Source organism: Azospirillum sp. Sh1, assembly GCF_008365135.1.
GTDB classification, from domain to species: domain Bacteria; phylum Pseudomonadota; class Alphaproteobacteria; order Azospirillales; family Azospirillaceae; genus Azospirillum; species Azospirillum oryzae.
Genome location: NZ_VTTK01000016.1, coordinates 34,392 through 59,846 on the forward strand (window position 1 = coordinate 34,392; position 25,455 = coordinate 59,846).

The window sequence follows — 25,455 nt, forward strand, 5'->3', positions numbered from 1 at the left end:
TTATCGAAACACATGTCCAAACCTAATTTGGAAAGGGCAAGGAGACTTCGATCAGGAGGAATGGCGCGATGACACTCCCTTCACCGGTCTTGGCCTACATCGATGCAGACGGAAGGAACGACGGCGTGGCGCTGATCGACGCCTTCGCGCCCGATGCCGCCGTCAAGGATGAAGGTCGCACTCACGTTGGTCAAAAAGCGATCGGCGCGTGGTGGCGGGCTGCGAAGGCCAAGTACCAACACGTGATCGAACCGCTCGAATCGACCAAAGACGGCCGGACCACCAGAGTTCTCGTCAACGTGACCGGTCAATTTACCGGCAGCCCTGCCAGGATGGTCTTTGCGTTCCGGGTGGAGGACAGCCGGATTGCCGGCCTGGAGATCAACCCATGAGCCCCTTCATCAGCCTGGACGGCAAGCGAACGCTCGTCACATCGGGCACGCGCGGCGCCGGTGCGGCCACTGTCGCGCTGTTTCGCGAACTCGGGGCCCGTGTGCTGACTGCAGCCCGCTCGCGTCCCGACAGGGCGGACGAGGCGATGTTCGTCTCCGTGGATCTGACGACCCCGGACGGGTGCGCCACGCTCGCGGCGGCGGTGCGCGAACGCTTGGGCGGGATCGACGTCATCGTTCATATGCTGGGTGGATCCTCCGCTCCCGCAGGCGGATTCGCGGCGTTGAACGACGCGGTCTGGAGCAAGGAACTCGACCTGAATCTGATGCCCGCCATCCGGCTCGACCGCGAGCTTGTGCCGGCGATGGTGGCGCAGGGCCATGGTGTGGTCATTCACGTGACCTCGATCCAGCGCCAGTTGCCCTTGCCGCAGTCGACCACAGCCTATGCCGCCGCGAAGGCCGCGCTCTCGACCTACAGCAAGAGCCTGTCGAAGGAGGTCTCACCCAAGGGCGTGCGCGTGGTCCGCGTTTCGCCCGGCTGGATCGAGACCGAGGCAGCGGTAAGTTTGGCCGAGCGGCTCGCGAAGGACGTCGGCACCGACTATGAAGGCGGCAAGCGGATCATCATGGACTCGCTCGGCGGTATTCCCATCGGGAGGCCATCGAAGCCGAATGATGTCGCCAACCTGATCGCGTTCCTCGCATCCGACCGTGCCGGGACCATAACCGGCACCGAATACGTCATCGACGGCGGTACCATTCCAACCGTGTGACGCACGATCGGCGGTACAAGCGGACCCGGCTTCTGCCGGCACCCATTAGCGGCAGCGGACGAATTCCGCCGCGAAGCCGGCCGGCGGTTCCATGCGCAGGATCAGCCGGTCGAAACGCGGCGAGTCGGCCGGCAGAAGCCGCAGGGTCGCCAGCGGTGCCCGGGTTCCTGGCGCAGTGCCCGCCGCTGCCTCGGGCTGAGCACCGTCCACCGGACCGGCCGGCAGAAGCGCCACCCCCTGCACGGGGTCGCCGTCGGCCGCCAGCGTGCCATCCAGCGGGAACAGCTGCAGCCGCGGCTCCACCGCGTGGAGGCTGCGGTCGGTCCCGATATCCAGATAGGAGCTTCGGCAATCGTCGATGGCGGTGCGGTCGGCCGGATCGGCCTTCGCCCAGCGGCCGGCCAGCGTCGACAGCGAGACCTTGCGGCTGACCGGCGGCATCGGTGGCTGGGGTGCGGCGAACTGCCGGGCCGCGGCGCCGGTGACGGACAGCGGCAGATCGCCGACCGGCCGTGACCGGGCCTGCCGCTCCGCCTCAAGCGCCGCCGTGCGCTTGCGGACGACGCGCAGCAGGCAATCCGCGCGCGTCCTGGTCGATTTCTCGTCGGCCAGATCGGCCGCGGTCACCGGGCAGGACTCGTCCCGCCGCGCCCGCCAGACGGTCTGGCTGTCCTCGATCGCCGCACGGCCGCTGTCGTCGGTGGTGGCGCCCAGTGCCGCCAGCGCCGCATCCATCGCCGCACCGGCCGCCGCCAGCTTCGCATCGCGACACATCAGCCGCGCGGCCGGCGTCTCCGCCGCCTCGCAGCCGGGCGCCGCCTCTGGAGCGGCGGCCTCCGGCGGCGGAGTGTCCGCCGGAGCCGATAGGGCCGGGACCGCAGTCAGGACCGCGAGAGTCAGGACCGCGATCGGGGAGCCGGCAGCCAGGAAACCGCCGACCAGGGACAGGGCGCGCATCGCAGGAAACCTTGGATAAGGAAGCGGAACGTCACGAAGCGGGGAAGGCCTCCAGCACAGACTTGACCTGACGCTGGAAATCCTGGTCGGTGCGATAGCGCGTCACGACCGACTTGTCACGCTCCACGAAAAACAGCATGTCGTCGCGGCTGGGCAGCATGCGCGGATTCGGCTTTTCCAGCAGTTCGCCGTTCCAGTCGATCCGCGCCATGAAATAGACCGCGCGGGCGAACAGCATGAACAGCTTGTTGTCCGGTGCCAGCTTCTCCCGCCGCAGCAGCGCATAGTAATAATAGTTGCGGCCATGGAAATAGTTGGTGTGGATCGCCTGCAACGCCGCGAATCTCTCGTCCGGGCTGTTGACTTTCTTGATCTGCCTTTCCAGGCGGAAGCCGGCGAAGAAATATTCCCTCGCCTCGTGTTCGAAGGAAAAGGCGCTGCCCTTGATCAGGGCCATCTGCTCGCCGTAGCGCTTCAGCGCGCGGGTCATCAGCAGTTCGAGGAAACGCTGCTCCACCGCGAACCTGTCGGGGATGTTCGGCAGCATCTCGAACACATGGCGCATGTGATAGGGATGGCGCACGACGACGACCGGAACCGACAGCTTCCTGTTCTTCGCCGGCGCCCGCTTTTCGGCCACCAGCGTGACGGCCGGCGACAGCGAGGCCATGGTCGCCTGGATCGTATCGTGCAGTTTCCAGCGCAGCTTGGTGTCGGCCGATTGGCTGCCGAGATTCATGCGGGCGAAAAACCGCTTCACGCGGCTGCCGAAGGTTTCCTTCGGCAATTTGTGCGTCGGCAGGTTGGGGACGATCAGCGGATTGCCGAGAATGTCGGCGGACGGCGGCAGCGGCTTGAAATTGAAATATTTTCCGGTGACGACGCCCCGTCCGGCGCCGCCGGGACCGGCATCGCCCGCCCCGCCCGCACCGCGGTTGCCGCCCATGAGTGAAGAAGCCGCCACCGACACCATCCAGACGCGATTTCCCGCCGCCGCGATACTCCGATCGCTTAGGATATAAAGGGTAACGCGAACGGAAGAAAGCCGCAGCGCGCGTCATCCGCAACTTCGTGACTTTTTCGCAACTGCGGTAGGATCGGTGCGGGGGCACTCTGTCGGGTGGGGTTTATCGGTGTTACCGTTGCAGCGGCGACCCTGGACCAAACCGGGGCGCGAACATCATCGAACAGGCATGAGGCGGGGTTTTCCATGGCGATCCACGTCGCGCTGAACCATAAGACGATCTATCGCTACGACCGGCCGGTGTCGCTCGGCCCACAGATCATCCGGTTGCGCCCGGCGCCCCATTGCCGGACACCGATTCTCAGCTATTCCCTGAAGGTCACGCCCAAGCAGCATTTCCTGAACTGGCAGCAGGATCCGCAATCGAACTTCCAGGCCCGCTTCGTCTTCCCGGAAAAGACGCGCGAGTTCATCGTCGAGGTCGATCTGGTCGCCGAGATCGCCGCGATCAACCCCTTCGACTTCTTCCTGGAGGAGAAGGCGAGCCACATCCCGTTCGTCTACGACGACTGGCTGTTGCGCGAACTGCGCCCGTATCTGGAGACGGAGGAGCCGGGGCCGGAACTGACCGCCTATCTGCAGGACATTCCGCGGGAAAAAACGCCGACCATCGATTTCCTGGTCGCGGTGAACCAGCGGCTGCAGCAGGACATCGGCTATGTCATCCGGCTGGAGCCCGGCATCCAGAGCTGTGCGGAGACGCTGACCAAGCGCACCGGCTCCTGCCGCGATTCGGCCTGGCTGCTGGTGCAGATCCTGCGTCACCTGGGGCTGGCCACCCGCTTCGTCTCCGGTTACCTGATCCAGCTGACCGCCGACCAGAAGGCGCTGGACGGCCCGTCGGGTCCGGAGAGCGACTTCACCGACCTGCATGCCTGGGTGGAGGTGTTCCTGCCCGGCGCCGGCTGGGTCGGGCTGGACCCGACCTCCGGCCTGCTGGCCGGCGAGGGGCACATTCCGTTGGCCTGCACGCCGGACGCCTCCTCCGCCGCCCCCATATCCGGTCTCGTCGACGAGGCGGAGGTCGAATTCGGCCATGAGATGTCGGTCACCCGCATCTACGAGGCGCCCCGCGTCACCAAGCCCTACACCCCGCAGCAATGGGCGGCGATCGAAGCGCTGGGCCACCGGGTCGACGAGGATCTGAAGTCCGAGGACGTCCGCCTGACCATGGGCGGCGAGCCGACCTTCGTCTCCATCGACGACATGGACGGCGCCGAGTGGAACACCACCGCGCTGGGTCCGCAGAAGCGCAAGATGGCCGCCGACCTGATCCACCGGCTGATGGTCCGCTTCGCTCCCGGCGGCCTGCTGCATTTCGGCCAGGGCAAATGGTATCCCGGCGAATCGCTGCCGCGCTGGGCGATGACGCTCTACTGGCGCCGCGACGGCGAGGCTCTGTGGGCCAACAGCGACCTGCTGGCGCGCGAGGACACCGATTACGGCCACACCGCCCAGGATGCCGGCGTGTTCCTGATGGCGCTGGCAAAGCGGCTGGGCCTCGACCCGAACCTCGTGCTCGGCGCCTATGAGGACCCCTGGCACTATCTGCGCAAGGAGGCGCAGCTTCCGGTCAATGTCGATCCGCTGAACAGCAGGCTCGACGACAAGGAGGAGCGGGAGCGGCTGACCCGCGTCTTCACCCGCGGCCTGAGCGAGCCGGTGGGCTTCGTCATGCCGATCAACCGCCGCATGACCCAGCAGGGGCCGGTCTGGCTGTCCAGCACATGGCCGCTGCGCCAGGAGAAACTGCTGCTGATCCCCGGCGACAGCCCGGTCGGCTACCGCCTGCCGCTGGGCTCGCTGCCCTGGGTGTCGAAGTCCGACTATCCCTATGCCTGGGAAACCGACCCGTTCGAGGATCGCGGCCCGCTTCCTCCTCATCCGGTTCAGCGCCGGCAGGAGATCCGCGGTGCCGTTCAGGAATCCGACCGCGGCGTCCACACCGACAAGCGGATCGCCCAGCGCCAGCGCATCATGGCGGAGATCCGCGACGAACTGCCGGAGGAAGGCAAGTCGGCCTGGTGGGTGGTGCGCACCGCCCTGAGCTGCGAGGCGCGCAACGGGCGCCTGCACCTGTTCATGCCGCCGATGAGCACGCTGGAAGACTATCTGGCGATGCTGGCGGAGATCGAGGCGACGGCGGTCGAACTGGAGATGCCGGTCGTCATCGAAGGCTATCAGCCGCCGAAGGACCCGCGCCTGAACTCCATGGCCGTCACCCCCGACCCCGGCGTGATCGAGGTGAACATCCACCCCGCCCACAGCTGGGACGATCTGGTGCGCAACACCATCGCCCTGTACGAGGATGCGCGCCAGTCCCGCCTGGGGGCGGAGAAGTTCATGATCGACGGGCGCCATTGCGGCACCGGCGGCGGCAACCATGTGGTGATGGGCGGCGCCACCGCGGCCGACAGCCCCTTCCTGCGCCGCCCCGACCTGCTGCGCAGCCTCATCACCTATTGGCAGAACCACCCTGCCCTGTCCTACGTCTTCTCCGGCCTGTTCATCGGCCCGACCAGTCAGGCGCCGCGCGTGGACGAGGCGCGCGACGACCAGCTCTATGAGCTGGAGATCGCCTTCAACCAGATCGATCAGGCGGCGGCGAGCGGCAACTGCCCGCCCTGGCTGGTCGACCGGGTGCTGCGCAACCTGCTGGTCGACGTGCAGGGCAACACCCACCGGGCGGAGTTCTGCATCGACAAGCTCTATTCGCCGGACAGTTCCACCGGCCGCCTCGGCCTTGTCGAGTTCCGCGCCTTCGAGATGCCGCCGCACGCGGAGATGAGCCTGACCCAGCAGCTTCTGATGCGGGCGCTGGTCGCGCGCTTCTGGAAGCATCCCTACAAGGGCAAGCTGGTCCGCTGGGGCACCGAGCTGCACGACCGATTCATGCTGCCGCACTTCGTCCAGCAGGACATGGCCGACGTGCTGCAGGACCTGCGCGACCACGGCTATCCGCTGGAGGACAACTGGTTCGCCCCGCACTTCAACTTCCGTTTCCCGGTCTACGGCCATGTCAGCCAGCGCGGCATCACCATGGAACTGCGGATGGCGCTGGAGCCCTGGCACGTCCTGGGCGAGGAGCCGGGCGGCGGCGGCACAGTGCGCTATGTCGACAGCTCGGTGGAGCGGGTGCAGGTGCGCGTCAGCGGCCTGATCGACGCCCGCCACGTCATCACCTGCAACGGCCGGCGCGTACCGCTGATCCCGACCGGGGTGGAGGGCGAGTTCGTCGGCGGCGTGCGCTATCGCGCGTGGCAGCCGCCCTCCTGCCTGCACCCGACGATTCCCGTCCACACCCCGCTGATCTTCGACATCCTCGACAGCTGGGCCGGCCGGTCGATCGGCGGCTGCACCTATCACGTCATGCATCCGGGCGGCCGCAACTACGAGACCTTTCCGGTCAACGCCAACGAGGCGGAGGGCCGGCGTCTGGCCCGCTTCTTCCCCTTCGGCCACACGCCCGGCCCGATGGACGCCCCGGCGGAGGAACGCAATCCGCAATTCCCGATGACCCTGGATCTGCGGCGGGGGTGACAAGGGCTGGTCCACCTCTCTTCCGGGAGCTATCATATTCACACATCTCAGAGTGTTGTAAGATATTGGGATAAAATCACTTTTTCGGCCGTCATTCCCGCGAAGGCGGGAATCCAGACTTTGCAGGCCCTTGCACTGGACAGCCTGGATCCCCGCCTTCGCGGGGATGACGGAAACTTCATTAAATTCCAGCGGCTTAGCAATGCCAGGAATTCTGTGGGTGCCATAGCTTCCGGGAGAGAAGTAAATTCCCATGACCGACCCGTCATCCATTTTTCAGCGTCATAACGTGATAGCACTACCCGCATAACGATTATCGGAATTACCCTCTTCGGTCGAAGGCCAAAGCGCCATACACCAGATGAGGGAATGACGGGGATGAAGCTACCCTTCTACGCGACGCTGGCGGCCAGCGCGCTGCTGCTCAGCTCCTGCGCCGAGCCGCCGCAGCCGCCGCGCCCGGTGCCGGTCAAGCCGCCGGTCGAGGTCAACGGCCTGTGGTACCTGGACCAGGGTTGGTCGCAAGAGGCCCGCCAGTGGTACTACAACACCACCCAGGGCTCGCAGATCATGCGCTATGACTGGTTCATGGCGCTGGAGGATCCGCAGACCAGGCAGCCCTTCGTCAAGAGCATCACCCGCTACGGCTATGCCGCCGGGACCGCCAGCAGCTGGAACCCCGATCTGCTGCCGGTCGGCTTCGTCAAGGACACCGATCCCGACAAGACCGCCTGGTTCGGCATGACCTGCGCCGCCTGCCATACCGGCGACGTGACGGTGAACGGCAAGACCATGCGCATCGACGGCGCGGTCACCACCGGCGACCTCTATGGCTTCATCAGCGGGCTGAGCGGCGCGGTCCACACCACGGTGACCAGCGACGCGGCCTTCCAGCCCTTCGCGACCCGCGTGCTGGGCGCCAACGCCACCGATCAGCAGAAGCTGGCGCTGTACAACGACCTGAAGGCCTTCGACCAGTCCTTCGCCGCCTTCGTCGCCGCCAGCACCCCGGACACGCCCTGGGGGTCGATGCGCACCGACGCCTTCGGCATGATCTTCAACCGGGTTTCGGCCATCGACCTGAACCTGCCCAAGAACAACCGCGCGCCGAACGCCCCGGTCAGCTATCCCTTCCTGTGGGATGCGCCGCACCAGCCGCGGGTGCAGTGGAACGGCCTGCTGCCGAACGCCACCGCCTTCGATGCGCTGGGCCGCAATGCCGGCGAGGTGCTGGGCGTGTTCGGCAAGGTGGCGCTGAAGCCGCCGGCCGACGCCGCGCACTATTATTACAAGTCGACGGTCCGCGGCCAGAATCTGGTCGACATGGAGAACCAGCTGCGCAAGCTGCGCTCGCCCGTGTGGCCGGACAGCCTTGCCGGCAATGTCGACATCGTCAAGGCCGCGGCCGGCGAGACGATCTACAAGGAAAGCTGCGAGAGCTGCCACGCCATCCTGCCGCGCGGCGAGACCTACACCACCGCGCCGATCCAGATGGTGCCGCTGTTCAACTGGGCGAAGCCTGACGACGCCAAGGCGGTGATCGCGGCCTTCGGCACGATCTGCACCAAGGGCGTCGATGCCGCCGTCTCCGCCGGGATGGTGACGGTCAATTATGCCGCCGATCCGAAGATGGCGGTCGACGCGCTGTGCCGTCAGGTCGATACCGGCGTCCTCGCCAACGTCGCCATGCCGCCGCAGCTGTTGGGCGGCAAGCCGCTGAAGAACCCGGATCTGGCGGCGAACCTGCTGTCCAACGCGGTGATCGGTGCCATCCTCGGCGATCTGGTGCGCGAACCGGGCCTGCTGGCCGACCTGCTGAAGGGCGACAACGCCCCGGCTCCGTGGCTGACCGCCAGCGCGCCGGCCAGCTGGTCGCCCGAATCGCAGGCGAAGGGCGGCACGCTGGACACCACGCCCTTCGTGAAGCCGGGCGCCAAGATGACGGCCGACCACCAGAAGGTGATCGCCGCCCTGACCGGCCGCGGCCAGACCAAGCCGACCGTCGGCGCGGTGCCCGCCGGTGGCCGTGCGGCGAAGGCCGCCGCCGCTCCCGCGAAGTCCACCTCCGGCGGGGCGACCGCCGACGAGGAGGCGCTGGCCGCCACCATCAAGCAGCTGCTGGCCTACAAGGCGCGTCCGCTGGACGGGGTGTGGGCGACGGCGCCCTTCATGCACAACGGGTCGGTTCCCAACCTGTACGAGATGCTGCTGCCGGCATCCCAGCGGTCGGTGGCCTTCCGTATGGGCAGCACCTCCATCGACCCGGTCAAGGTCGGTGTGGATTCGTCCGCCAAGGATGCCACCTTCGTCTATGACACGACGAAGCCCGGCAACCACAACAGCGGCCACGAATTCGGCGCCGGCCTGACCGATACCCAGCGCTGGCAGCTGGTGGAATACCTGAAGACGCTCTGACCGTTACCGGGATTTCCGCAACAACCGGCAAGCCGGAGCGTCGCTATTCGCGACGCTCCGGCCTTTTTCATTCGTGATGGTCGCCAACGGCCCATGCGGCTGCGAACGGATAATGGCGGAATCTTTCCTCTTTCGGATGGATCTGCCGGCCGCCAGCCTTGCATCGCCGGGCCTGGACGTTCAGACTGTTGCTTCCTTCATAGGCAATACGCACCAGTACGACCTTGTCCCAATCCGATCAGCCTTTCCGCGCGCCGGCATCCGTGATCCCGTCGGGGATGCCGCCGGTCCCTTTCACCCAGGGATCGCTGTTCGGCGAGGCCGACGCCATCGGCTATGGCTCGGGCCAAGTCTATGACGAGATGGTGAACGGCCAAGGGCGGCTGCGGCCGCACTGGCAGACCTTCATGAGCACGCTTGGCCCCCTCGACGCCGAACAGATGGCGCAGCGGTGGGAGGAGGCGCGGCGGCTGCTGCACCAGAACGGCGTCACCTACAACATCTACGGCGATCCCAATGGGATGGAGCGGCCCTGGCCGCTCGACATGATGCCGCTTCTGCTGCCGGCCCATGAATGGAAGGCCGTCGAATCGGGGTTGATCCAGCGCGCATCGCTGCTGAACGCCATCCTGACCGACCTGTACGGGCCGCAGACGCTGACCCGTTACGGCCGGCTTCCGCCGTCGGTGATCCATGCCGACCCCGGCTTCCGCCGCGCGGTCCACGGCATCCGGGTGCCGAACGACGTGCATCTGCACTTCTACGCCGTCGACCTCGCCCGTGCGCCCGATGGGCGCTGGTGGGTGCTGTCCGACCGCACCCAGGCGCCGAGCGGCAGCGGCTATGCGCTGGAAAACCGCGCGGTGATCGCCAAGGTGCTGCCCGACAGCTTCCGCCATTGCCAGGTGGAGCGGCTGACCGGCTTCTTCGACACCTTCAAGGAAACGCTGCTGTCGATCGCGCCCCGGAATGGCGGCGCCAACGGCGGCACCGGCAGCGGACGGGCGCCGCGCGTGGTCCTGCTGACCCCGGGTCCCTACAACGAAACCTATTTCGAGCACGTCTATCTCGCCCGCTATCTCGGCCTGACGCTGGTGGAGGGGGCGGACCTGACGGTGCGCGACCGGACGGTCTATCTGAAGACCCTGTCGGGACTGGAGCAGGTGGACGTGATCCTGCGACGGCTCGACGCCGATTTCGCCGACCCGCTGGAGATGCGCGCCGACAGCTCGCTCGGCGTCGCCGGGCTGATCGAGGCGGTGCGGGCCGGCAACGTGGTGATGGCCAACGCGCTGGGTTCCGGGCTGATGGAATCGATGGCGATGAAGTCGTCGCTGCCGACGCTCTGCCGCCATCTGCTGGGGGAGGAGCTGCGGTTGCCCGGCGTCGCCAGCTGGTGGTGCGGCAACGACGCCGAACGCGCCTACGTCATCGATCATCTCGACGGGCTTGTGGTCAAGCCTGCCTTCCCGTCGCTGTCCTTCGAGCCGATCTTCGGCGCCCAGCTGTCGGCCGCCGGACGCTCGGCCCTCGTCGAGCGGATCAAGCGCCGTCCCTGGTATTTCGTGGCTCAGGAGCAGATGGCGCTCTCCACCGCGCCGGTCTGGCAGGACGGCCGGCTGCAGCCGCGGCCTCTGGTGCTGCGCGTCTTCCTCTGCGCCACCCCCAGCGGCGGCTATGCGGTGATGCCCGGCGGCCTGACCCGCGTGTCGAGCGAATCCGGCCGGCTGGTGGTGTCGATGCAGAGCGGCGGCGGCAGCAAGGACACCTGGATCCTGGCGCCGCGTCGGGCCGACGTCGCCTCCACCCAGCCGCGCCCTGCCCTGGCGGCGGAGCCGACGGCCAGCGGCGCCCGACCGTCCGCCAACGACCTGCCCAGCCGCGTCGCCGACGGCCTCTATTGGCTCGGCCGCTATGCGGAGCGGGCGGAGGGGGCTTTGCGCCTGCTGCGCGCCACCCAGAGCCGGCTGATCGACAGCAACATGCCGGGCGCCACCCTGCAGCTTCGCCCGCTGCTCGACCTGCTCAGCTCGCTCGGCATGATCCCGGCGGAGATGGCGCGGGTGACGGAGAGCGGCGCGAATCGCGGCCTGCGCGAGGCGCTGCACGCGGCGGTGACCGATCCGGACCATCCCAACAGCCTGCGCTCCCAGGTGCTGCGCCTGCACCGCACCGCCTATTCCGTGCGCGACCGCCTGTCGATGGACATGTGGCGGGTGGTGTCGGCGATCGACCGCCAGACCCAGCCGCCGAAGAGCCGGATGGACGCGGCCTCGCTGCTGCTGCGGCTGGACGACGTGATGATCACGCTGGCCGCCTTCTCCGGCTTGGAGCAGGAAAGCATGACACGGGGCGCCGGCTGGCGATTCCTCGACATCGGACGGCGGATCGAACGGTCGCTGCACATGATCGCGCTGATGCGCGGGGTCCATGTCGCCGACCTGGACCGCGAGGACGAGCCGGTGCAAGCCGCCACCCTGTCGGTCCTGCTGGAACTGGGCGAGAGCGTGATGACCTACCGCGCGCGCCACCTGACCAGCGTGCTGCGCACCCCCGTGCTCGACCTGCTGCTGGGGGAGGAGGCTAACCCCCGCGCGCTGGCCTTCCAGCTTGCGGCGCTGGACCGCCACCTGCGGGCATTGCCCAGCCAGGGCGTCGGCACCGGGACGGACCCGACCGGCGGCGCGCTGGCCATCGTCGCCGCCGCGCGCAACAGCGTGGACCGCACCGACGCCATGGCATCCAGCGAGGGGTTGCGCACGCTGCTCGACACGCTGGCGATGTCGTTGCCGGATGTGTCCAATTTCCTGGCGCACGCCTATTTCAGCCATGCCTTCGCACGATCGGCCTGACGCGATGACGCCCCCTTCCCCCGCTCCCGGCCCCTTTTCCAGCAGTGGCGGCCTTTCCACGCGTTACCGCGTGCGCCACGCCACCGCCTACGACTATGGCGAGGATGTGCCGATCTCCCACCATCTGCTGCATCTGTGCGCCCGGCCGCACCCGCGCCAGCGTATCCGCCGCAGCCTGCTGACCATCGATCCGGTCCCGGCGGTGCGGGCCGAACGGGTGGATTATTTCGGCAACACCGTCACCTATGTCGCGGTTCAGGAACCACACCGGACCTTCTCCGTGATCGCCGAAAGCGAGGTGGAGGTGTTCGAGCTGCCGGCGCCGGTTCCGAACGAATCGCAGCCTTGGGAACAGGTGCGGGACAGTCTGCGCGGCCTGACCGGGCCGGATGACGGGGCGGAGATCACGCAATACTGCTTCGACAGTGCGCTCGTCGCCTCCAGCCCGGAACTGCTTGATTATGCCCGGGGCAGCTTCACCCCCGGCCGGCCGGCGGTGGCGGCGGCCATCGACCTGATGAACCGCATCAACCGCGATTTCGCCTTCGACCCCACCGCGACGACGGTGGCGACGCCGTTGGCGGCCGTGATGCGCAATCGGCGCGGCGTCTGCCAGGACTTCGCCCACATCGCCGTCGGCTGCGCCCGCGCCGTCGGCCTGCCCGCACGCTATGTCTCCGGCTATCTGCGCACCCTGCCCCCGCCGGGACAGCCGCGGCTGGTCGGCGCGGACGTCAGCCATGCCTGGGCCTCGGTCTGGTGCGGGATCGCCGCCGGCTGGTTGGACATCTGCCCGACCAACGCCTGCGTCGCCAACCGCGATTTCATCACCGTGGCCTGGGGGCGCGATTACGACGACGTCAGCCCGGCCCGCGGTGTCCTGGTCGGCGGAGCCGGCCATGGCCTGACCGTCAGCGTCGACGTCGAACCGCTGGAGGACTGAACAACCCGCTCACGCCTCCTGCGGCAGGCCCAGCATGCGGTGCAGCGTGTTGCAGATGGTGCGCGGGTTGACCGGCTTGCTGAAGATCTCCAGCGGCTTCCAGCGCTCGTGCGTCAGGTCGCTGTCCTGGGTCAGGTACCCGGTCATCACCACCACCGGCAGGGTCGCATCCCGTTCGCGGATTTCCCGGATCAGCGTCTGGCCGTCCATGCGCGGCATGCGCAGGTCCGTCACCAGCGCGTGCACCCGTTCGCAGGCATAGCGCTCCAGCGCCTCCACGCCATTGGCGGCGACAGTCACGCGGAAGCCCTTGAAGGTCAGGAAGTCCTCCAGCGCCATCGCCGCCAGCACCTCGTCCTCCGCGATCAGGATGTGCAACGGATCAGGCATGCGAGAACTCCCTGTCGGATGAGGAGACCGGTTGGCCCGGCAGGGTGATGGTGAAGCGGGCGCCGCGGCCTCCGCCCTCCAGGTCGACGTTGCGGGCTTCGATCCGTCCGCCCATGCCGTCGATGATGCCGTATCCGATCGACAGGCCAAGGCCGGATCCCTTCCCGACCTCCTTGGTGGTGAAGAAGGGATCGAAGATCTGCGGCAGCACAGTGGGGTCGATGCCACCGCCGTCGTCGGTCACCTGGATGACCACGCTCTGTCTGTCCGGGTCGTCGCCGACTGCCACCATGATGCGTCCCGCCTTCCCACCGGTTGCACGAAGCGCGACGATAGCATCGCGCGCGTTCGAAAACAGGTTGAGTATCACCTGCTCCAATTCAAGGGGGCGTCCGGTTACCGGCAGTTGCGCCGAGCTGGCGCTCTCGACGATCTCGACGTCTTCCAGCGCATATTGATGGCGCACAAGCTCCACGGCGCTCTGCACGCAATTGGCCGGATGGAAGGCCCGCATGCCGCCGCCGTCCCGCCGGCCGAAGGTGCGGACATGGTCGATCAGCTTGCCCATGCGGTCGGTCTGCTCGATCACCAGTTTCAAGGCCTTTTCGGCACGGGCGGGTTCGAGCAGATTTTCCTGCAGGCGGTTCAGGGTGTTTTCGGTCCAAAGCCGGATGACGTTCAGCGGCTGGCTCATCTCGTGCGCCATGCCGGCGGCCAGCGTGCCCAGCGTCGCCAGCTTGGAGGTTTGGACCACCTCCTCCTGCAGCCGCTTGCGCTCGGTCACGTCACGGCCGCTGCCCAGGATTTGGATCACCCGTCCGGCGGCGTCCTTCACCGGCACCAGCATCGTGTGGAAGACCCGCTGGCCGACCGGCAGGTCCAGCGTCTCCTCGTAATCTATGCTCTCGCCGCGGTCACGGCACTGGGTGTAGCGGGGAACGATAGCCTCCGCCACCTCCGGATCCAGCGCATCGTTGACGCGCTTGCCGCGCAGCCGCTCCGGATCCAGACCGGTCGCCCGCGCCAGCGCCGGGTTGATCGCCTCGAAGGCGAACTCGCCGTCGGGCTCGACGCGGACGATGAACAGCGCCTCGGCCAGATTGTTGAAGAAGCTGGAATAGCGGGTCTCCATCTCCCTGCGCGTCGCCACCTCCAACGCAAGGGCGCGGTTGCTGGCCTCCAGTTCCCGTGGGCTCGGAAGGGCCAGGAGGCGCGGCATCAGCCACCAGAGTGCCGCCGCCGTTGCCAGCGACGCCAAGGCGGTGATGAACTTCACCAGCCCTTCCAGCACATAATCGGGAGTCCACAGCGTCCAGACCGACAGAAAATGGGTCGTGCCGCAGGCGATGATGAACAGCGCGAACAGCAGCGCCACCCAGCCGAAGGCCACGTCGCGCCGCCGCATGACGAAATAGGTCAGCGCCACAGGGATTGAGAAATAGGACAGGCCGATCAGAATGTCGGACCCGACATGCAGCATCAGGATATCGGGGCGCCAGAGCAGGCAGACCCCATGGGGTATGAATCCGCCGCTATCCAGAAGCTCGTCCAATCCCATCGCCATGTCCGCCTCTTTTCCGACCATACCCGTCCGACGGAGGCCATCGCTTCAGTGTCGAAACCATCACCCGCATTGCACAAGGTCCGCCACCGGACCGACGCCGTCAAGCCGTCAGTCCGGCTGATAAGCCTTTACAGGTTTTCTCGTGAATGGACGCCCGCCCACGCCCGTGGCGCATGTGGGCGGGCGGTTGGGCGGACGTCGTTTTTACGCGGCCGTGTGGACCTTGCGGTTCTGCTCGCGCGTCTTCAGGAAGCGCAACGCCGGAAAATCCTCCTGCGCCCGGTTCAGGTGCCAGGCATTGCGGGCCAGGAACACCAGGGCGCCGTCATGGTCCTCCGCCAGCGCCGAACGGTTCAGCTCGATGAACTTTTCCAACTGGACCTTGTCGTCGGTCTCGACCCAGCGGGCGGCGTCCAATCCGGCCCCTTCGAAGCGGGCGGCGATGCCGTATTCCGCCTCGATCCGCGAGGCCAGCACTTCGAACTGCAGCTGGCCGACGACACCGACGACCCAATCGGCGCCGGTCAGCGGCTTGAACACCTGAGAGGCGCCCTCTTCGGCGAAATGCTCCAGCGCCTTGCGCAGATGCTTCACCCGCATCGGATCGTCCGGCCGGACTCGCTGCAGCAGTTCCGGCGCGAAGCTGGGCACGCCGGTGAAGCGCAGATCCTCGCCCTCCGTCAGCGTGTCCCCGATGCGCAAGGACCCGTGGTTGGGGATGCCCATGATATCGCCGGGCCACGCCTCTTCCGCCACCTCGCGGTCGCGGGCCAGGAACAGCACGGCGTTGTTGACTGCCATCAGCTTGCCGGAGCGGATGTGCTTCAGCTTCGCGCCGCGTTTGTAGCGGCCGGAACAGAGGCGGACGAAGGCGATGCGGTCGCGGTGGTTCGGGTCCATGTTGGCCTGGACCTTGAACACGAAGCCGGTGACCTTCTCCTCGTCCGGCTGGACGGTGCGCGGATCGGCCGGCTGCGGACGCGGCGGCGGCGCATTCTCCGCCAGACCGGACAGCAGTTCGCGCACGCCGAAATTGTTGATGGCGGAGCCGAAATAGATGGGCGTCAGGTGACCGGCGCGATAGGCCTCCAGATCGAAAGCCGGCATCAGGCCGCGCGCCATCTCCACCTCCTCGCGCAGCTTGGCGACGGCGTGGGCGGGCAGCAGCTCGTCCAGACGGGGATCGTCCAGACCGTTGCACTCGATGCCCTCGTCGATCTCGTCGCCCTTGCTGCGGTCCATCAGGATCAGCCGGTCGCGGATCAGGTCGTAGCAGCCCAAGAAGTCGCGGCCCATGCCGATCGGCCAGCTGGCCGGCGTGACCTCCAGCGCCAGCGCGCTCTCGATCTCCGAGATCAGGTCGAAGGGATCCCGCGCCTCGCGGTCCATCTTGTTGCAGAAGGTCATGATCGGCACGTCGCGCAGACGGCAGACCTCGAACAGCTTCAGCGTCTGCGCCTCGATGCCCTTTGCGCCGTCGATCACCATCACCGCACTGTCGACCGCGGTCAGTGTGCGATAGGTGTCCTCCGAGAAGTCCTCGTGGCCCGGCGTGTCGAGCAGGTTGAAGGTACGTCCATCGAAATCGAAGGTCATGACCGAGGCTGTGACGGAGATGCCGCGCTCGCGCTCCACCTTCATCCAGTCCGACTTGGCGCGCCGCTGCTCGCCGCGGGCCTTGACGGCGCCGGCCATCTGGATGGCGCCGCCGAACAGCAGCAGCTTTTCCGTGAGCGTGGTCTTACCGGCGTCGGGGTGCGCGATGATGGCGAAGGTCCGACGGCGGGAGACGGCGTCCTGAAGTTCGGACATGCGCGAAGTCCCGTGACTAGAAAGGCGTTATCTGGTGCGAACGGCGAAAGGGCCGACAGGCGAAAAACGCCCGTCGGCCCCCGTCGCATTACATAGCAGTGCCGGCCCTGGGATTCCAGAGCCTTGGGATCGGGCTGGGCCGCCTGTCTTACAGAGCCAGCTCGGCGATCTGCACCGCGTTCAGGGCGGCGCCCTTCAGCAGCTGGTCGCCGCAGACGAACAGGTCGAGGCCATGGTCGCCGAACACCAGGTTGCTGCGGATGCGGCCGACCTCGACGTCGTACTGGCCGGTGGCGTTCAGCGGCATCGGATAGGCGCCGGCGGCGGGATCGTCCACCACCTTCACACCGGCGGCATCAGCCAGGACGGCGCGGGCGGCGTCCGGCGTGACCGGCTGGATGGTTTCCAGCGTGATGGCCTCGGAATGGGCGCGGTAGGTCGGGATGCGGACGGCGGTGCAGCTGACCAGCAGGTCCGGGACCTCCATGATCTTCCGCGTCTCCCACGTCACCTTCATCTCCTCCTTCGTGTAGCCGTTTTCCTGGAAGGCATCGATCTGGGGGATCAGGTTGAAGGGGATCGGATGGCGGAACACGCTGTTGGTGACCGGCTTGCCGTCCAGCTGGTTGCGCGTCTGCTCCTCCAGCTCGGCCATGCCCTCGGCGCCGGCGCCGCTGGTGGCCTGATAGGTGGAGACGATGGCGCGCTTGATGCCGAAGGCCTTGTGCAGCGGCCCGAGCGCCACGACGGCGATGGCCGTGGTGCAGTTCGGGTTGGCGATCAGGCGCGAACCGGCGGCGTAGGCCTCGCGGAAGACGTGGGCGTTGATTTCCGGAACGATCAGCGGGATGTCGGCGTCGTAACGGAAGGCCGAGCTGTTGTCGATCACCAGCGCGCCGGCCGAGGCCAGATCCTTGGCATGCGCCTTGGCGAAGTCGCCCGACACCGCCAGCAGGACAACGTCATAGCCCTTGACCACCGCGGCGTCGAAGGCCTGCAGGGTCAGGGCGCCGTAGGGGGTCTCCTGCACCTTGCCGGCGGAACGCTCGGAGGCGAACAGGCCGAGTTCGGCGACCGGGAAGTTGCGGTCGTGCAGGACCTTGACCATCTCGCGGCCGACGGCGCCGGTGGCGCCGACCACGGCGACGCGGAGGGACTTGGAAGAAGCGGAGGCGTTGTTGCTGCTCATGGCGGGGTTCCGTCCTGTCTATCGCACTGTTGATCGGACCGGCCTATCGGTCGTTCGGACAGCGGACCCCGGATACGACGAGGCCCCGTCCGTTGTCCGGCGGGGCCTGCCTCGTGGAAGAAACGCTGGTCGATCCGATCAGCACGCACCACGACGCTGCCCGCCGAAGCGAGTCGCTTTTTTGGTCGTAGTGGTGGTGATGGCCTTGCGGTTCATGGGGCCTTCTTATCCGAATGCGCAGGCATTGTAAAGCGCCTGCGCATTCGCCCATTCTAAAATTACCGGAACCCCTCGCCGTCATGGCTCGGGTGTACCGGGTGTACGTCCCAGATCTCCTGGGCGTACTCGTTGACCGTACGATCGGACGAGAACCAGCCCATGTTGGCGGTGTTCAGGATTGCCTTGCGGGTCCATTCCTCCGGATCGCGGTACAGCTGCATCGCGGCGTCCTGGGCCCGGCAATAGTCGGCGAAGTCCGCCGTCACCAGGAAATGGTCGCCGCCGTCGGTCAGCGCCTGGACGATCGGGTGGTAGCGGTTGCGGTCGTCCGGCGAGAAGGCACCGGTGGAGATCATGTCGAGCGCCCGCTTCAGGCTGGGGTTCGACGCGATCACATCGCGCGGATTGAAGCCGCCGCTGGCGCGCAGGTCGTTCACCTCCTCCGCGGTCATGCCGAAGATGAAGATGTTGTCCGGCCCGACATGCTCGCGGATCTCGACGTTGGCGCCATCCAGCGTGCCGATGGTCAGGGCGCCGTTCAGGGCCAGCTTCATGTTGCCGGTGCCCGACGCCTCCATGCCGGCGGTGGAGATCTGCTCCGACAAATCGGCGGCCGGGATGATGATCTCCGCCGCGGTGACGTTGTAGTTCGGCAGCAGCACGACCTTCAGGTTGTCGTGCACAGACGGGTCGTGGTTCACCACCTTGGCGACGTCGTTGATCAGTTTGATGATCAGCTTGGCCATGTGGTAGGACGGCGCCGCCTTGCCGGCGAACACCTTGGTCACCGGCACCCAGCTGACCGTCGGGTTGTCGCGCATCTCGTTGTACAGCGCGATGGTGTGCAGCACGTTCAGCAGCTGGCGCTTGTACTCGTGCATGCGCTTGACCTGCACGTCGAAGATGCTGTCGACCAGCACCTCCTCTCCGGTCTGGCGGGCGATGTAGGCGGCCAGACGCTTCTTGTTCTTGCGCTTGGCCCGGCGGAATTCCTCGCGGAACACCACGTCGTCGGCCTTTTCGCGCAGGGCCGCGATTTGCGACAGGTCGGAGATCCAGCCCTCGCCGATGCGGGTGGTGATCAGCTCCGACAGCGCCGGGTTGGCCTGCTTCAACCAGCGGCGCGGGGTGATGCCGTTGGTCTTGTTGTTGATGCGGTCCGGGAATTCCTGATGGAAGTCGGCGAACACCGTCTGCTTCATCAGCTCGGTGTGCAGGGCCGACACGCCGTTGACCCTGTGCGAGCCAAGGAAGGCGAGATTGCCCATGCGGACCCGGCGCTCGCCGCGTTCGTCGATCAGCGACAGGCGCGACAGCCTGGCGTTGTCGCCCTCGGCCTTGGCCTTGGTCCGGTTCAGGAACTTGGCGTTGATCTCGTAGATGATCTGCATGTGGCGCGGCAGCACCCGCTCGATCATCCGCACCGGCCAGGCTTCCAGCGCCTCGGGCAGCAGGGTGTGGTTGGTGTAGGCGAAGGTGGCCCGGGTGATTTCCCACGCGTCGTCCCAGCGCAGGGCGTGCTGATCGACCAGCAGGCGCATCAGCTCGGCGATGCCGATGGCCGGGTGGGTGTCGTTCAGCTGGATCGCCGCCTTGTTGGGCAGATTGTCGAAGGTGGAGTGATGCTGCAGATAGCGGCGCAGGATGTCCTGCAGCGAGGCCGACGTGAAGAAATACTCCTGCTTCAGCCGCAGTTCCTTGCCGGTCTCCGTCGCGTCGTTGGGATAGAGGACGCGGCTCAGATTCTCCGACAGGATCTTCTGCTCGACCGCCTTCATATAGGCGCCGTCGTTGAAGTGGCCGAAGTTGAAGTCGCGGGTGGCGCGGGCCGACCAGAGGCGCAGCGTGTTGATCGTCTCGCCGCCGAAGCCGACGACCGGGGTGTCATAGGCCATCGCCAGCACGCGGTCGGCATCGACCCAGCGATAGGCGCGCTCGCCGACGCTGTCGCGGAACTCCTCGACGCGGCCATAGAACTGGACCGGGTACAGCACCTCCGGACGGGCGAACTCCCACGGGTTGCCGAATTGCAGCCACTGCTCCGGATATTCGACCTGCCAGCCATTCTCGAAGCGCTGCTCGAACAGGCCGAACTCGTAGCGGATGCCATAGCCGTAGCCGGGCAGGCCCTGCGAGGCCATGCTGTCGAGGAAGCAGGCGGCCAGACGGCCGAGGCCGCCGTTGCCCAGCGCCGCGTCCGGCTCGGCATCGACCACGTCATCCATCGACAGGCCGAGACGGTCGAGCGCCTGACGGCATTCGTCCATGATGCCCAGGTTCGACAGGCTGTTGGTCAGCAGCCGCCCGATCAGGAATTCCAGGGACAGGTAGTAAACGCGCTTGGCGTCTTCCTGGTAATAGCTGCGGGTCGTGTCCATCCAGCGGTCGACGACGCGGTCGCGAACGGCCAGCGCCACGGTGTGGAACCAGTCACGGCGCGTGGCGGCACGTGCATCCTTGCCGACCGAGTAGACCAGCCATTCCAGGAACGACCGTTTGAGGCCATCGACATCAAGGCTGCGGCGTTCGATGTCGCGAGATTTAAACCGAGCGTCCATGTCCTGACTTTCTGCGTGAAAGGCCAATAGGAGCGGGCGGCTGGAAGGACGGCGCTCCAATCATGGGGGAAGTGTCTGCCCTGTTGGTTAAGCAAAGCTTTCCCAAGATGGAACGCACCGTCGTTTCGTCGTGGTAAAAGGGAGTAGGCTGTCGTCCCCTCCCCTTTTTCCCGTCAACGATGCTTCACGAATCCGATCCTGTCCACTGCGATGCAGCATTCATCCGCATCCGCCATGCCGAATTGGCCGACATAGCCGCGCTGCTGGCGATCGAGGAGCAAAGCTTCCCGACCGACCGGATGACGCAGCGCAACTTCCGTTATGCGATCCGCAAAGCAAAAGGTGTGGTGCTGACGGCATACCGCCAAGTGCCGAATGTGGGTGGGGCGCCACTTGCCTATGGGGTGGTCGGCTTCCATGCCGGCACGCGCTTCGCCCGCCTGACCTCATTCGCGGTGGCGCCGGGGAACCGCGGACAGGGGATCGGCCGCCGACTGCTGGCGGCGCTGGAGGCCGCCGCCGCCGCCCATGGCTGCCGTGGAATGAGACTGGAGGTGCGGGCGGACAATGCCGCCGCCATCGCGCTCTATACCGCGGCCGGCTATCGCCGATTCGCGGAATATCCTGATTACTACGAGGATGGAATGGCGGCGCTTCGCCTGGAAAAACCGCTGTTTTCCAACGACTGAGTGTTGCAGCGCCGCACCGGCGGGCGCGTTCGATGGTGGTAAGCCCGGCAAGCGGAGACGGGACCGGAATCTCCGCAATCTGCCACCGATGTCACTCTTTCCGGTTCCTGCGGTGGAACATCCGTGGAGGACGGCGCGTTTAGCTCCCGACACGATCAACGACGGGCAACAACGGGACCTCCTCAATGACGCCACCGCCGAACGGATCGTTCCGCAACACTCTCCAGGGGCCACCGACCCGCAGCAGATGACGGGCCGGCCCGGGAGGACCCTGGAGCCGATCGCCAGGGCGTACCGAGCGCTCAAGACCGCATACACACCGTCAGCCCTTCGAACCGGTGGCGCCGCTTTTGCGCGCCGGAAAGCCCAATGCCGTCCCCGCCCTGCGCCCCGCCCGTACTGCGAAGGGCGCCGCCGCTCACCCGGCCGGCGGGAGACGTACACAGACCGTGGAGGAAGGAAAGACCATGGCGTACTCGTTCGAAAACGAACTGATCCGCTGCATGCCGAACCTGCAGCGCTATGCCTGCAAGCTGACCCGTGACGCCAACGCCGCAGAGGACCTGCTGCAGGACTGCCTGGCCCGTGCCCTGTCGCGCCAGCATCGTTTCGAACCCGGCACGAACATGCAGGCGTGGTTGACCACCATGCTGAAGAACCTGCATTTCAACAACCTGCAGCGTGACCGCCATGTGACGAAGGTGGAACTGTGGGACGGCGCCATGTCGGTCGACGCGGCGCAGATGTCGCGTCTGGTCTTCCGCGACGTCGACCGCGCCTTTTCCTCCCTCACCCCCAGCCAGCGCAAGGTCGTGAAGCTGGTCGCCATCGAAGGGCGTCCCTATCAGGAAGCGGCCGAGACGCTGAACGTATCGATCGGCACCATCCGTTCCCGCCTGTGCCGGGCACGGGAGCGGCTGAACAACCTGATGGCCGCCTGATCCGACACCTTTCCTGATGGCCCGCCCGCCAGCTACGAACACTCCACGATTGAAAAGCCCCGGTGCAACCTGCACCGGGGCTTTTCGGATCGGCCCGAGGTTGTGAGCGTTGCCCGGTCAAACGAACGGTTCCCAACCAGCCCCTCAGCCGTTCACCACCGTGCCGCCGTTCGGGTGCAGCACTTGCCCGGACATATATGAAGAGTCATCGGATGCCAGGAACACATAGGCCGGCGCCACCTCGTCCGGCTGGCCGGCCCGCTTCATCGGCACATTGCCGCCGAAGCTCTCGACCTTCTTCTCGTCGAAGGTGGAGGGAATCAGCGGGGTCCAGATCGGACCGGGAGCCACGGCGTTGACGCGGATGCCGCGGTCGCTCAAAGCCATGGACAGCGACCGGGTGAAGGCGACGATGGCGCCCTTGGTCGCCGAATAGTCCAGCAGTTCCGGACTGCCCTTGTACGCGGTGACGGAGGTGGTGTTGATGATGCAGGCACCCTCGTGCATGTGCGGCAGGGCTGCCTTCACCATATAGAATTGTCCGAAGATGTTGGTGCGGAAGGTCCGCTCCAACTGCTCGGCGGTGATGTCCTCGATCGACTTCTGCGGATGCTGTTCAGCCGCATTGTTGATCAGGATGTCGAGGCGGCCATGCTCGCCGACGATGCGCTCCACTGCCTTGCGGCAGGTTTCTTCGCTGCCGACGTCGCCGCTCAGGATGGTGCAGGGCTGGCCCTCGGCTTCGACCAGCCGGCGGGTCTCGCGGGCGTCGTCGTCCTCGTTCAGGTACAGGATGCCGACCTTCGCGCCTTCGCGCGCGTACAGAACGGCGATCGCCCGGCCGATGCCGCTGTCGCCGCCGGTGATCAATGCCACCTTGTCGCGCAGCTTGCCGCTGCCGCGGTAGGCGGGGCGCGTTTCCGACGGCTGGGGAGTCATGGGTGCCTGATGGCCCGGCTGCGTGTTCTGGTGCTGGGGCGGTTGTCTGCCCTCCTGTTGCGCCATAGCCATTCTCCTTCTTCGGCAACCCTGTCAGGGCGCGGATGGGGTGAGTTGCACAATCACAACAGTCCCCATTGCGCGGCGTTCCGTACCAACGGAAACCGGAACAATCGGCTGTACCGCCCTGTTACTTGGCCGGGCGACGCGAAAGAGGATGACAGCGCCGGTTTGCTCGCCTCGAAAGTGAGCTGTGATCGCGCCGTTTGTCGGACTGGTATGGCCGAGGATCATGCCCATAAGATGGGGTATGCGTCCTTTCGGCCGAGCTTTCCGGGAACGGCGGGGCCACCGGACGTGTCACGGTTGATCGTGTCCCAGGGGAGAACCCCGGCGACCCATCCGGGAACGACAGAGATGAAGCGTGTGACGATGACCGATATCAACGCCTATCTGGACGGCGCCCTGGACGAGCGGGAGCGCGCAGAATTCGAAAGCGTGGTCGAGAGCGATCCCGACGCAAAGGCGCTGCTCGCCCAGCATCGCCAGCATGTGGAGGAGCTTCATCGCCTGTACGACCCGGTCCTGAACGAAGAGGTGCCGCCCCGAATGCTGGAGCTGTTGCGCAAGCGGAACGGCTGACCGCCCGTCTACGAGCGCGATAATTTTTTTCGCCGTCCGGCGGCGCCTTGCGCTATTGCATGCGGCAGGCCCATCTTTGGGGGAAGGGCCGGTTCGGACGGATGAAGCATGGCGCCGAGACGAGCGGAACCGAGCATCCTGCTTGGTCCCATCCTGTATTTCCGTGGTGAGCAGCGCGACCGTTGGTGGCTGTCGGCACTGTTCGTTCTGGACGGGGAGGTCGAACCCGACGATCTGCGGGTGGATGGCGTCACCCTGCCCGTCCCGCCGCGTCATCTGACGCACTGGCGCCACCGCCAGCTCTGGCGATTCGACTTCGCCGTTCCGCGCGGCATGCGCGACACCGACGTCACCTACGGCTTTCCCGACGGCCCCCGCTGGACCGCGGTCGTTCCGGGTCGTCATTCACTCCCGCGCATGGCCATTCTTTACGGAAGCGGAATGACCGGCGGTGGCGCTTCGGAGAGCGGAGGCCCGACCGGAGCGTCACCGGCCCTCTGGTCCGATCTCCTGGCCCGGCATTCCCCCGACCGCTATCACCTGATGGTCCATGCCGGCGGACAGATCGACGGCGACGCCGTGACGGCCGCGGCTCCCCAGGCGAATGCCCTGCTGTCCGATGCCTCCCGCCGGCTTGGGCCCGCATTGCCCGGCGTGGCGGAAGAGCTGATGGCCGCCGGCTTCGACCGCATGCTGCGGACTTGGAGCGGTGCCGCCGCAGCGTCGGCGTTGGCCTCGATCCCTTCGGTCATGGTGTGGGACGGCGGCGATCTCGGCCGGTTGCTGGCCGGCGCCTGGGGCGGCCGGGAGGAGGGCGACGCCGCCTCGCGCAGCCTTCGTCCGCTGTTCGCGGCAACCCGCCGGCAGGTCCAGCTTTTCCAGACCGGCTCCGTCGCCGACAGCCCGCCCGATTGCCTGTGGGGATCGGAGTGCGGAACGCTGGCCCAGGGTTTCACCATGGGCGAAGTCGGACTGCTGACGCTCGACAATTGGAGCGACCGCAACGGCCGGCGCATGCTGTCGGAACGCAGCTGGAGCATGCTGCCGGACTGGCTCGACCGCTTCGCCGCCTGTCGCCACCTGATCCTGGTCAGCGGCGGGCCGCTGCTGACCCCGGCCGCCGCCTTGCTCGACCGGCTGGGCGGCGTGCTCCCCTCCCGGCTGCGCAGCCGGTTCGGCGATCACTGGTCGGCACCGGGACGCCATGCCGAATGGGAGCGGATGATCGGCACGCTGGCCGAATTCTCCCGACGCAGCGGCTGCCGGATCACGGTCGCTTCGCGCGGGATCGCCGGTGGGGCGGGGGCGCGGGGCGTGTTGCGCGGCGGCGGACTGGAGATGTGGCAGCTCTACGCGCCGCGCTTCACCACGACCACCACCCCGGCGGGGGGATGGAGGTGGCGGCTGGCGGAACCACTGGCCACCCGCCCTGACCATCCCCTGCCCGCCCACCGGTTCGAAATGCCGCCCTTCGCCGATGGCGGCCGGCGCTTGCTGTACGGTTCCGGCTGGATCGCCTGCAGCTTCGACGCCAAGGGGCAATTGCATGTACGCTGGTGCCTGCCCGGCGATACCGGCCGCTATACGCAGGCGATCTGACCCGCAACCGGATC

The 25,455-nt window shown here is 66.7% G+C and carries 18 protein-coding genes; 10 read left to right on the forward strand and 8 right to left on the reverse strand.

Annotation, left to right across the window (positions count from 1 at the left end; translation table 11 throughout):
• The first annotated feature begins 68 nt into the window (after nucleotides 1-68).
• Entirely contained in the window at nucleotides 69-392 is a 324-nt protein-coding gene (locus tag FZ029_RS17335; protein WP_149270435.1) for a nuclear transport factor 2 family protein, read from the forward strand.
• The gene (locus FZ029_RS17340; RefSeq protein ID WP_149270437.1) at nucleotides 389-1,168 is read left to right on the forward strand and encodes an SDR family oxidoreductase; all 780 of its coding nucleotides are present in this window, start codon (nucleotides 389-391) and stop codon (nucleotides 1,166-1,168) included. The genes FZ029_RS17335 and FZ029_RS17340 overlap by 4 nt, the downstream gene beginning before the upstream one ends.
• A gap of 45 nt (nucleotides 1,169-1,213) precedes the next feature.
• Here the strand turns inward: FZ029_RS17340 and FZ029_RS17345 are convergent, their stop codons facing one another.
• Together FZ029_RS17345 and FZ029_RS17350 are read right to left on the reverse strand one after the other, a co-directional pair.
• Nucleotides 1,214-2,125, reverse strand: coding sequence for a lysozyme inhibitor LprI family protein (locus FZ029_RS17345; RefSeq protein WP_149270439.1), 912 nt, complete (start codon nucleotides 2,123-2,125; stop codon nucleotides 1,214-1,216).
• Nucleotides 2,126-2,156: 31 nt separating this feature from the next.
• Nucleotides 2,157-3,071 carry a hypothetical protein gene (locus FZ029_RS17350; protein ID WP_247892353.1) on the reverse strand — a complete coding sequence of 305 codons (915 nt, stop codon included), beginning with the start codon at nucleotides 3,069-3,071 and terminating at the stop codon, nucleotides 2,157-2,159.
• A 264-nt stretch (nucleotides 3,072-3,335) separates the two neighbouring features.
• Between FZ029_RS17350 and FZ029_RS17355 the strand changes: the two genes are divergently transcribed.
• The 4 genes from FZ029_RS17355 to FZ029_RS17375 all read left to right on the forward strand — a co-directional run bounded on the left by FZ029_RS17355 (nucleotide 3,336) and on the right by FZ029_RS17375 (nucleotide 12,899).
• Nucleotides 3,336-6,689 (forward strand): transglutaminase family protein, encoded by a 3,354-nt coding sequence (locus FZ029_RS17355; RefSeq protein WP_149270441.1) that lies wholly within the window; start codon nucleotides 3,336-3,338, stop codon nucleotides 6,687-6,689.
• A gap of 378 nt (nucleotides 6,690-7,067) precedes the next feature.
• Nucleotides 7,068-9,104 (forward strand): di-heme-cytochrome C peroxidase, encoded by a 2,037-nt coding sequence (locus FZ029_RS17365; protein WP_149270445.1) that lies wholly within the window; start codon nucleotides 7,068-7,070, stop codon nucleotides 9,102-9,104.
• A 278-nt stretch (nucleotides 9,105-9,382) separates the two neighbouring features.
• Nucleotides 9,383-11,956 carry a circularly permuted type 2 ATP-grasp protein gene (locus tag FZ029_RS17370; RefSeq protein WP_149270447.1) on the forward strand — a complete coding sequence of 858 codons (2,574 nt, stop codon included), beginning with the start codon at nucleotides 9,383-9,385 and terminating at the stop codon, nucleotides 11,954-11,956.
• 4 nt (nucleotides 11,957-11,960) lie between these two features.
• Nucleotides 11,961-12,899, forward strand: a complete 939-nt coding sequence (locus FZ029_RS17375; RefSeq protein ID WP_149270449.1) for a transglutaminase family protein — start codon at nucleotides 11,961-11,963, stop codon at nucleotides 12,897-12,899.
• A 9-nt stretch (nucleotides 12,900-12,908) separates the two neighbouring features.
• Here the strand turns inward: FZ029_RS17375 and FZ029_RS17380 are convergent, their stop codons facing one another.
• The 5 genes from FZ029_RS17380 to FZ029_RS17400 all read right to left on the reverse strand — a co-directional run bounded on the left by FZ029_RS17380 (nucleotide 12,909) and on the right by FZ029_RS17400 (nucleotide 20,631).
• A complete protein-coding gene (locus FZ029_RS17380) occupies nucleotides 12,909-13,289 on the reverse strand; it encodes a response regulator (protein WP_149270451.1) in 381 nt (126 codons plus the stop codon).
• A complete protein-coding gene (locus FZ029_RS17385; RefSeq protein WP_149270453.1) occupies nucleotides 13,282-14,853 on the reverse strand; it encodes an ATP-binding protein in 1,572 nt (523 codons plus the stop codon). Before FZ029_RS17385 ends, FZ029_RS17380 begins: the two co-directional genes overlap by 8 nt.
• A gap of 204 nt (nucleotides 14,854-15,057) precedes the next feature.
• Entirely contained in the window at nucleotides 15,058-16,665 is a 1,608-nt protein-coding gene (locus tag FZ029_RS17390) for a peptide chain release factor 3 (RefSeq protein ID WP_085089362.1), read from the reverse strand.
• A 148-nt stretch (nucleotides 16,666-16,813) separates the two neighbouring features.
• Nucleotides 16,814-17,854 (reverse strand): aspartate-semialdehyde dehydrogenase, encoded by a 1,041-nt coding sequence (locus FZ029_RS17395; RefSeq protein ID WP_149270455.1) that lies wholly within the window; start codon nucleotides 17,852-17,854, stop codon nucleotides 16,814-16,816.
• 278 nt (nucleotides 17,855-18,132) lie between these two features.
• Nucleotides 18,133-20,631, reverse strand: coding sequence for a glycogen/starch/alpha-glucan phosphorylase (locus FZ029_RS17400; RefSeq protein WP_149197031.1), 2,499 nt, complete (start codon nucleotides 20,629-20,631; stop codon nucleotides 18,133-18,135).
• Nucleotides 20,632-20,810: 179 nt separating this feature from the next.
• Between FZ029_RS17400 and FZ029_RS17405 the strand changes: the two genes are divergently transcribed.
• Together FZ029_RS17405 and FZ029_RS17410 are read left to right on the forward strand one after the other, a co-directional pair.
• A complete protein-coding gene (locus tag FZ029_RS17405; protein ID WP_149270457.1) occupies nucleotides 20,811-21,320 on the forward strand; it encodes a GNAT family N-acetyltransferase in 510 nt (169 codons plus the stop codon).
• A 467-nt stretch (nucleotides 21,321-21,787) separates the two neighbouring features.
• Entirely contained in the window at nucleotides 21,788-22,261 is a 474-nt protein-coding gene (locus tag FZ029_RS17410) for a sigma-70 family RNA polymerase sigma factor (RefSeq protein ID WP_042695558.1), read from the forward strand.
• Nucleotides 22,262-22,405: 144 nt separating this feature from the next.
• Here FZ029_RS17410 and FZ029_RS17415 read toward each other — a convergent pair whose 3' ends face one another.
• Complete coding sequence (locus tag FZ029_RS17415; protein ID WP_149270459.1) at nucleotides 22,406-23,266, reverse strand: SDR family oxidoreductase; 861 nt, start codon at nucleotides 23,264-23,266, stop codon at nucleotides 22,406-22,408.
• A gap of 351 nt (nucleotides 23,267-23,617) precedes the next feature.
• Between FZ029_RS17415 and FZ029_RS17420 the strand changes: the two genes are divergently transcribed.
• Nucleotides 23,618-23,842, forward strand: a complete 225-nt coding sequence (locus FZ029_RS17420; protein WP_085089356.1) for a zf-HC2 domain-containing protein — start codon at nucleotides 23,618-23,620, stop codon at nucleotides 23,840-23,842.
• Between the two features lie 108 nt (nucleotides 23,843-23,950).
• A complete protein-coding gene (locus tag FZ029_RS17425) occupies nucleotides 23,951-25,441 on the forward strand; it encodes a hypothetical protein (RefSeq protein WP_149270461.1) in 1,491 nt (496 codons plus the stop codon).
• The last annotated feature ends 14 nt before the right edge of the window (nucleotides 25,442-25,455 follow it).

Excerpts from the sequence above, each read along its gene's own strand:
- FZ029_RS17340 (WP_149270437.1), top strand. The coding sequence starts at position 389 with ATGAGCCCCTTCATCAGCCTGGACGGCAAGCGAACGCTCGTCACATCG.
- FZ029_RS17380 (WP_149270451.1), bottom strand. The coding sequence starts at position 13,289 with ATGCCTGATCCGTTGCACATCCTGATCGCGGAGGACGAGGTGCTGGCG.
- FZ029_RS17365 (WP_149270445.1), top strand. The coding sequence starts at position 7,068 with ATGAAGCTACCCTTCTACGCGACGCTGGCGGCCAGCGCGCTGCTGCTC.
- FZ029_RS17390 (WP_085089362.1), bottom strand. The coding sequence starts at position 16,665 with ATGTCCGAACTTCAGGACGCCGTCTCCCGCCGTCGGACCTTCGCCATC.
- FZ029_RS17375 (WP_149270449.1), top strand. The coding sequence starts at position 11,961 with ATGACGCCCCCTTCCCCCGCTCCCGGCCCCTTTTCCAGCAGTGGCGGC.
- FZ029_RS17400 (WP_149197031.1), bottom strand. The coding sequence starts at position 20,631 with ATGGACGCTCGGTTTAAATCTCGCGACATCGAACGCCGCAGCCTTGAT.
- FZ029_RS17335 (WP_149270435.1), top strand. The coding sequence starts at position 69 with ATGACACTCCCTTCACCGGTCTTGGCCTACATCGATGCAGACGGAAGG.
- FZ029_RS17420 (WP_085089356.1), top strand. The coding sequence starts at position 23,618 with ATGAAGCGTGTGACGATGACCGATATCAACGCCTATCTGGACGGCGCC.
- FZ029_RS17370 (WP_149270447.1), top strand. The coding sequence starts at position 9,383 with ATGCCGCCGGTCCCTTTCACCCAGGGATCGCTGTTCGGCGAGGCCGAC.
- FZ029_RS17415 (WP_149270459.1), bottom strand. The coding sequence starts at position 23,266 with ATGGCGCAACAGGAGGGCAGACAACCGCCCCAGCACCAGAACACGCAG.
- FZ029_RS17385 (WP_149270453.1), bottom strand. The coding sequence starts at position 14,853 with ATGGCGATGGGATTGGACGAGCTTCTGGATAGCGGCGGATTCATACCC.
- FZ029_RS17405 (WP_149270457.1), top strand. The coding sequence starts at position 20,811 with ATGCTTCACGAATCCGATCCTGTCCACTGCGATGCAGCATTCATCCGC.
- FZ029_RS17345 (WP_149270439.1), bottom strand. The coding sequence starts at position 2,125 with ATGCGCGCCCTGTCCCTGGTCGGCGGTTTCCTGGCTGCCGGCTCCCCG.
- FZ029_RS17350 (WP_247892353.1), bottom strand. The coding sequence starts at position 3,071 with ATGGGCGGCAACCGCGGTGCGGGCGGGGCGGGCGATGCCGGTCCCGGC.
- FZ029_RS17395 (WP_149270455.1), bottom strand. The coding sequence starts at position 17,854 with ATGAGCAGCAACAACGCCTCCGCTTCTTCCAAGTCCCTCCGCGTCGCC.
- FZ029_RS17355 (WP_149270441.1), top strand. The coding sequence starts at position 3,336 with ATGGCGATCCACGTCGCGCTGAACCATAAGACGATCTATCGCTACGAC.
- FZ029_RS17410 (WP_042695558.1), top strand. The coding sequence starts at position 21,788 with ATGGCGTACTCGTTCGAAAACGAACTGATCCGCTGCATGCCGAACCTG.
- FZ029_RS17425 (WP_149270461.1), top strand. The coding sequence starts at position 23,951 with ATGGCGCCGAGACGAGCGGAACCGAGCATCCTGCTTGGTCCCATCCTG.